The sequence below is a fragment of the Bradyrhizobium sp. UBA2491 genome (assembly GCF_002341725.1).
Taxonomy (GTDB): Bacteria; Pseudomonadota; Alphaproteobacteria; order Rhizobiales; family Xanthobacteraceae; genus Bradyrhizobium.
Genome location: NZ_DDOP01000016.1, coordinates 1 through 6,091, shown reverse-complemented (window position 1 = coordinate 6,091; position 6,091 = coordinate 1). Strand labels below are relative to the sequence as shown.

Below are 6,091 nucleotides of genomic sequence, written 5' to 3'. Positions count from 1 at the left end.
GAACCGACTGAAGAAGGATTATCTGCAATAACATGGGCACACTCCACAGCATCACCACCAATCAGGACGCCATCAAAACATTATTCAGGGTGACGCGGGACGCGGCGGGAAATCTACGCAATATGCCAGCGGTGTTTCCCGATTGCAAAGCGCCGGTCGTTCGTGCTGCGGGTGGCGAGCGCGAACTCATCAAGATGCTCTGGGATGCCTACCCGCCGCGGCATGGCGGTACCAAAACGAATATCCGCGATCCAACATCGCCCCATTAGCGCCGATGGCTGAAGCCTGGTAACCACTGTCTCGTGCCCGCGACCAGCTTTTCGGAGTACAACGACAAGCCCAATCCGGTTTCCTTGAAGATCGCCGACGGCTCAAAAGCACGCAATGGCTGGAAAGAGGGACGTGGTCTGGTCTGCGCTCGACAGATCGCGGCCGGTCTTCTCATTCGCGGGGATATGGACGGAATGGAGTAGGGCGCGCGGCACCAAATCCAACCCGATCGAAGGCACTCACCTTACTCTGTGCGTTTCTAACTTGTCCGGCGAATGGCGTGGTCGCTCCCGTTCACGCAAAAGCCATGCCAGTCATCCTTGACTTCGGGAGAATACGATGTGTGGACGCGCGCCCCGTGGGACAAGGCCGCCGCGTTGCAGAAGCCCCTGCCCGACGAGCGGCTGATCGAAGTCATGCACGGCGCGGATAAGGAAGACCGTAACCTTTCCCCTCGCCACGTAAGGTGGCGAGACCACAAATGTGTTCACGCACGCGCTGTTCTCAATTAGCTCGGTTTCTGATCGGCTCACGTCGCCAGGGGATATCCATGCGCAAGGTCATCGACACTAATTTTCTGCAGGACGAGGACCTGCGTGCGTACCTTGCCGCCTCACGTTCAAATATTGCCATCGTGCCCGATTACACCGAAGTCGAGATGGTTGCGGCGGGGAAAGACAACATCATCAAATCGACGAGCATTCTCGCCGACTACCCGAAGCAGGTCGTGCTGGGTAAACAAACAAGTGTTCTCGCGACCATGCGCGGAAGGCGCAAGGGTATTAAAAAGCGCTTCTCGGATGGTAAGCGAACAAGGGCCTTCCGACGATGGGCTGAGCGAGGCCGGGGCAAGCTCGAACGCGGCGACGTGGTCGAGCAGGCGCGCCTCGATCGCGCCCGCGAAGGCGCTACTGAGCATTTGGAAGCTATCAAGCGAGGCGCGGACGGCTTTGCTGCCGACCTTGAAGAGGCTGCGAAACAATTCACCGACGAGGAGCTCCGCCGGCTCCGCAATAAAGAGCCACTTACGGAGGACATGATCGGAAAGATTCATGATCGTCTCCTCCACTTCGCAGCGGGGTTCTTCGCGACACAGGGAATGCCCCTGCCATCCTGGGAAGAACTAATGCACACGTACATTTTTCGCTTCTCGATTTGCGCCACCATGCACGCCTTGCGTTGGATCGCGGTCGGTGGCGCTAAGAAAGTAGGGAAAGATCGCATCCGCAATGATATCATCGATGCCAGCATTGTCGCTCAGGCGCTCTCTTTCGATGGCCTTCTCAGCAAAGACGCCATGGCTCAGGAAATCTACGACAATTCAGCTTTCATCCTAAAACAATTCCTGGCTTTCGTTCCCAGCAAACACGAAGCAAGGGCGTCGGCGGCGGGCCGAAGAGCTGCCCCGTTTGGCAAAAACTAGCAATCCGTTGGCCAAGCGGGCGACGGCCCTCGCTGGCCCGCACCGCAACCATATTTTTGATCGAGGCCCCTGACGATAAGCTCCTGATGTCTTCAGAAATGGTAAGCTCACAGACCTCTTTGGGCGAGTCGGCCGTCCTTGCAGCCCACATGATCCACCATGACCCGCATTGTTCGCCAACTCAACCTCAAATCCGACCGACCGCAAGATGCCGGCACCCGGCCCTTCACCGACTTTGCGGCCAGTCCGAACCTCGTTCTGCTTGGCGACCCCGGCGCAGGCAAAACCCATGTCTTTAAACAGGCGGCCGAGCGTGAAGGCGGACGGTTTTTAAAGGCACGCGCGTTTTTGAGCCTTCCCGGCGATCGCCTTCGCGGCCAGGCGCTTTTCATCGATGGCCTCGATGAAAAACGCGCGGGGCGCGCCGACCGCGACACCGTCGATGAGATCGTCGAGAAGCTCTTTACCGTGGACCCCGGCAAGGTCAGGATCTCGTGCCGCGTGGCCGACTGGCTGGGCGAGAGCGACCTTGCTGGATTTCAACCGTATTTCGAGCAGCAAGGCGAGCCGCCGGTTCTCTTACTCCAAAGTCTTTCCCGCGACGAGCAACTGGCCGTGCTTGCGGCGGAGGGTCTCGATCACGGGGCTGCAGAGGCATTCCTGAAGGAAGCGACCGAGCGAAACCTCGATGACTTCCTCGAAAACCCACAAAATCTCATCATGCTTCGGCGTGCCGTCCAGACCGGGAGCTGGCCCGCGACGCGCAAAGAACTTTTCGAGATGTCGACCGAGCTCATGCTGCAAGAGTTCGACAAGGAGCGCGCGCGTACCGGCAGCGGCGCGTTCTCGGTCGAGGACTTGCGGCCCGCAGCTGGCGGCGTCTGCGCCGCCCGCCTGATCAGCGATGTCGAGGCCGTCAGTCTCACGGATCAGGAAGGCACCGAACAAATTCCGGGCTATCGCACGGTGACGTTTTTCCAGCCGGAACGGGTGCAGGCCGCGCTTGGCCGGCGGATCTTCGATGCTGGGGCCGAACCGGAGACCGTCGACTACGCGCACCGCACCACCGCCGAATTTCTTGCGGCCGAATTCCTCGCCGGACGTATTCGCAAGGGCCTCCCGTTCGGTCGGGTCACCGCCCTCATGGGGGTCGATGGGCATCCCGCATCCGAACTCCGCGGTCTTCATGCATGGCTCGCGGTTCATTTGCCCGAGCGCGCGAACGAACTAATCGAGACGGACCCCTATGGCGTTCTCACCTATGGTGATGCCGCTTCCTTGTCGCCTTCCGCCTGCGCCTGCCTCATCCGGGCTCTCGACCGGCTGTCGAACGAAAATCCATGGTTTCGGTCGGGCACCTGGCAGGCCAAAGCCATCGGCGGGCTCGCGCGGAAAGATGTGGTGGGGGAGTTCCGCGCCATTCTCGATAATCCTGCTTCGGGCTTTGGCATTCGCTCGGTCGTGGTGGACGCGCTCGCGCTTGGAACGCCGCTTCCGGAGATGCTGCCCGATCTCGAAGCGGTCGTAAGGAGGCAAGCATCACCTTACGCCGAGCGGGCACACGCGCTCGCCGCGCTGCTGCGCCTCGGGCCCGCAGGCCAGGCAGCTCTGCGCAATGCTTATGGACAGCTTGGCAAGAGCGTGAACGATATCCGTCTTCGGGTCGAAGCGCTGCTTGCGCTTTACGGCGATCCGTATGGTGCTACTGACGTCATCGCCCTGGTCAATGACTGCTTTGAAAGTGGCGATATGGCGGGCACAGGAACGCTCTGGGCTCTGCACGATCATCTGCCGCTCACCGTCCTGCCAACCATCCTGGACGGAATTGACTTCCCCGACCGCGAGAGTGGCGGGTTTGATCGCCGCCGCTGGGAAGTTGCCTCGCTCTATGCCCATCTTCTTGTTCGCGCTTGGGAGGCCCCCGGCACTGTCGATCCCGAACGCGCGCTCCGCTGGTTGAGAAAGCGCGCCGCATTCAAGGATGGCGAAGGCCGCGCGCGCGGATTACGCGTCGCGATGCAAACCACTCCCGAGCGGCTAGCCGAGATCGCGCGCCATTTCTTCCGCACCGTGCCGGTCGATGAACAGCGCTGGTACGCGTTCAACACATTCCGTGAAGCCATCTTGTTTGAGATCGGCACCGACGCCCTGCTCGATCTGCTGATGGAGGAATTCGGCGCGGCTGCAGCAGGCAGTGACCGCCAGCTTCTCCTTTTCGAGTTCACGCTTGCGCTTTGCATTCACGCAACTCAGCCGCATGCCGACGATGTATTTACGCGCCTCTGGTCACTGGCCGATGGCGACGCGCGCCTGGCGGAAGTCCGCGCCAAAGGCATCGTCACGAATCTTCCCGATAATTATCTTTCCCGGTTGCCAAGGCGCCATCGCGACGAAGGCGCTGCACGCGACAAGCAGCGGCAAGACTTCGATCAGGATGCCGCCCTGATTAAGAGCGGCGCGCACGCAGGCTGGCTTGCCCACCTCGGCAGGATCTATTTTGCGCTGTATAACGACACCGAACGAAACGCCACACCGCACGCGCGCCTTGTCGCATGGCTCGGCGAGCAGCGGCGCGAAGCGGCGCTTGAGGCCCTGATAGCATCCTTATCGCGCAACGACCTTCCCAGTTTTGCGGATGTGATGGCGCTCACTGCAGACCATAAGCGTTACGATTGGTGGTACGCCTTGACCGCCGGGCTCAACGAGCGCTGCTCCACCGGCCAGGGGCTTGCCGGACTTTCGGATGATTTTCTGAAGGGCATGCTGGTCTTCGACCTTACCAGTCCCGTGCCCAAGAATGAGGAGGACACAAGCCGGTCAAAAGTTCAGCCTTGGCGCGGGGAAGTGACGGAGCACCGGCCTGATCTCGCGAAGGAAGCCTACCTTGCCGCAGCGCGCCTCCGGCTTTCGCGCAACGAGCAGATTGCGGACGGCATCCACGAGCTGTTGACCGAAGACGCTTTCGAGCCCGAGCGCATTGATCTCGTGCTCGATCTTTTGCGTGAATTTCCTAACGCGGATCCGTATCGTGTCGATGAATTGCTGAACGCCGCGGCTAAAAGGCCCGCAGCCCATGCGCGCATGCTTGCCTTAGCCCGGAGCCTCCTTGCGAGCACGGCGTTGAGCGAACGTCAGCGCGATCTTTGGCTCGCCACCGCCTATGTACTTTCTCCTTCCGAATTCGAAACCGCGGTCACGCAGCGCGCCGGTGTTCAATCCGGGTTCATCTTCGATCTGCGCGATAAATCCGGGTTCGCGGACCAGGGGCAGCCGTCGCACACGCCCTTGGCGATGTTGGAATTTCTCACGACACTTGCGGGCTCCCGTTATCCCGAAGCGCCTTTCCCATCGGAGGGGTGGAATGGAGACCAGAATCCCTGGGACGCCGCCCAGTGGGTTCGCAATCTCATCAGCACCCTTTCTGCTTCACCCAGCCCCGCGGCAACCGAGGCACTGCAACGCTTGATCGCCAATAGCACACTTGCTTCCTATCGGCCCCATCTTCTTCACGCGCTGGCCAACCAGCGCCAGCGCCGCAGGGACGCCGAATACGACCGGCCCGACTGGCGCGAAACGATCGCCGCCCTGGAGAATGGACGCCCGGCCACCGCGGCCGATCTGCATGCGCTTCTCGTCGCGCACCTCCATGACCTAAAACGTCGCATAGCGCGAACCAACACCGATATCTTCAAGGGCTTCTGGAATCTCGATCACTATGCACGCCCTTCCGCCCCGCGACCCGAGGAAGCTTGCCGGGATCACCTCGTCGATCTCATGCGCCCATCGTTGCAGCCGCTCGGGATCACCGTTGAACCGGAAGGGCATATGGTCGCCGACAAACGGGCGGACATTTCCGTCACAGTTCCGTCGGTCAAAATCCTGTGCGAGCTGAAGCGCGATTATCATGCCGAGGTCTGGACGGCGATCGAGGGGCAGCTCGAGCGATTTTACACGCCCGATCCGGACGCCAAGGGCTTTGGCGTTTACGGCGTCTTCTGGTTCGGGGACAAGAGATCAAGTCCGATACCCGCGCCGCCCGGCGGCCGGAACCGTCCGCAAACGGCGGCGGAGATGGAGCAGATGTTGATCGATCTCATCCCGCTAGACATGCGCAAGCGCATCGCCGTTATCGTCATCGACGTGTCGGGTAACGTATGAGGGACCGCATCGACGAGATGCATATTGATCATGCACGCGCTTGCCGCCGAACGCCGACTTAAAACCAACCATGAACTCGCAAGAATCCTCCCCGAACGATAAGCCAATCACGCAGCCGGATGAAGACCGGTTTGGCATGGATACGTTCGCGTGTCAATCGGCGTTCAAATTTGACCCCGTATCGGCTTCCAATTTTGACCCCCTTGAGCGGCTCGGTTTGGCGGTAGCGCTCGTCTCGTC

The 6,091-nt window shown here is 60.5% G+C and carries 3 protein-coding genes; all 3 read left to right on the top strand.

The window, feature by feature from the left end; genetic code table 11:
- Positions 1–32 precede the first annotated feature (32 nt).
- On the top strand, positions 33–269 hold the full coding sequence (locus B2W55_RS34220) for a hypothetical protein (RefSeq protein WP_063830199.1): 237 nt from the start codon (positions 33–35) through the stop codon (positions 267–269).
- A gap of 551 nt (positions 270–820) precedes the next feature.
- The gene (locus tag B2W55_RS05045; RefSeq protein ID WP_024583731.1) at positions 821–1,693 is read left to right on the top strand and encodes a hypothetical protein; all 873 of its coding nucleotides are present in this window, start codon (positions 821–823) and stop codon (positions 1,691–1,693) included.
- Positions 1,694–1,852: 159 nt separating this feature from the next.
- Complete coding sequence (locus tag B2W55_RS05040) at positions 1,853–5,851, top strand: NACHT domain-containing protein (protein WP_043855117.1); 3,999 nt, start codon at positions 1,853–1,855, stop codon at positions 5,849–5,851.
- The last annotated feature ends 240 nt before the right edge of the window (positions 5,852–6,091 follow it).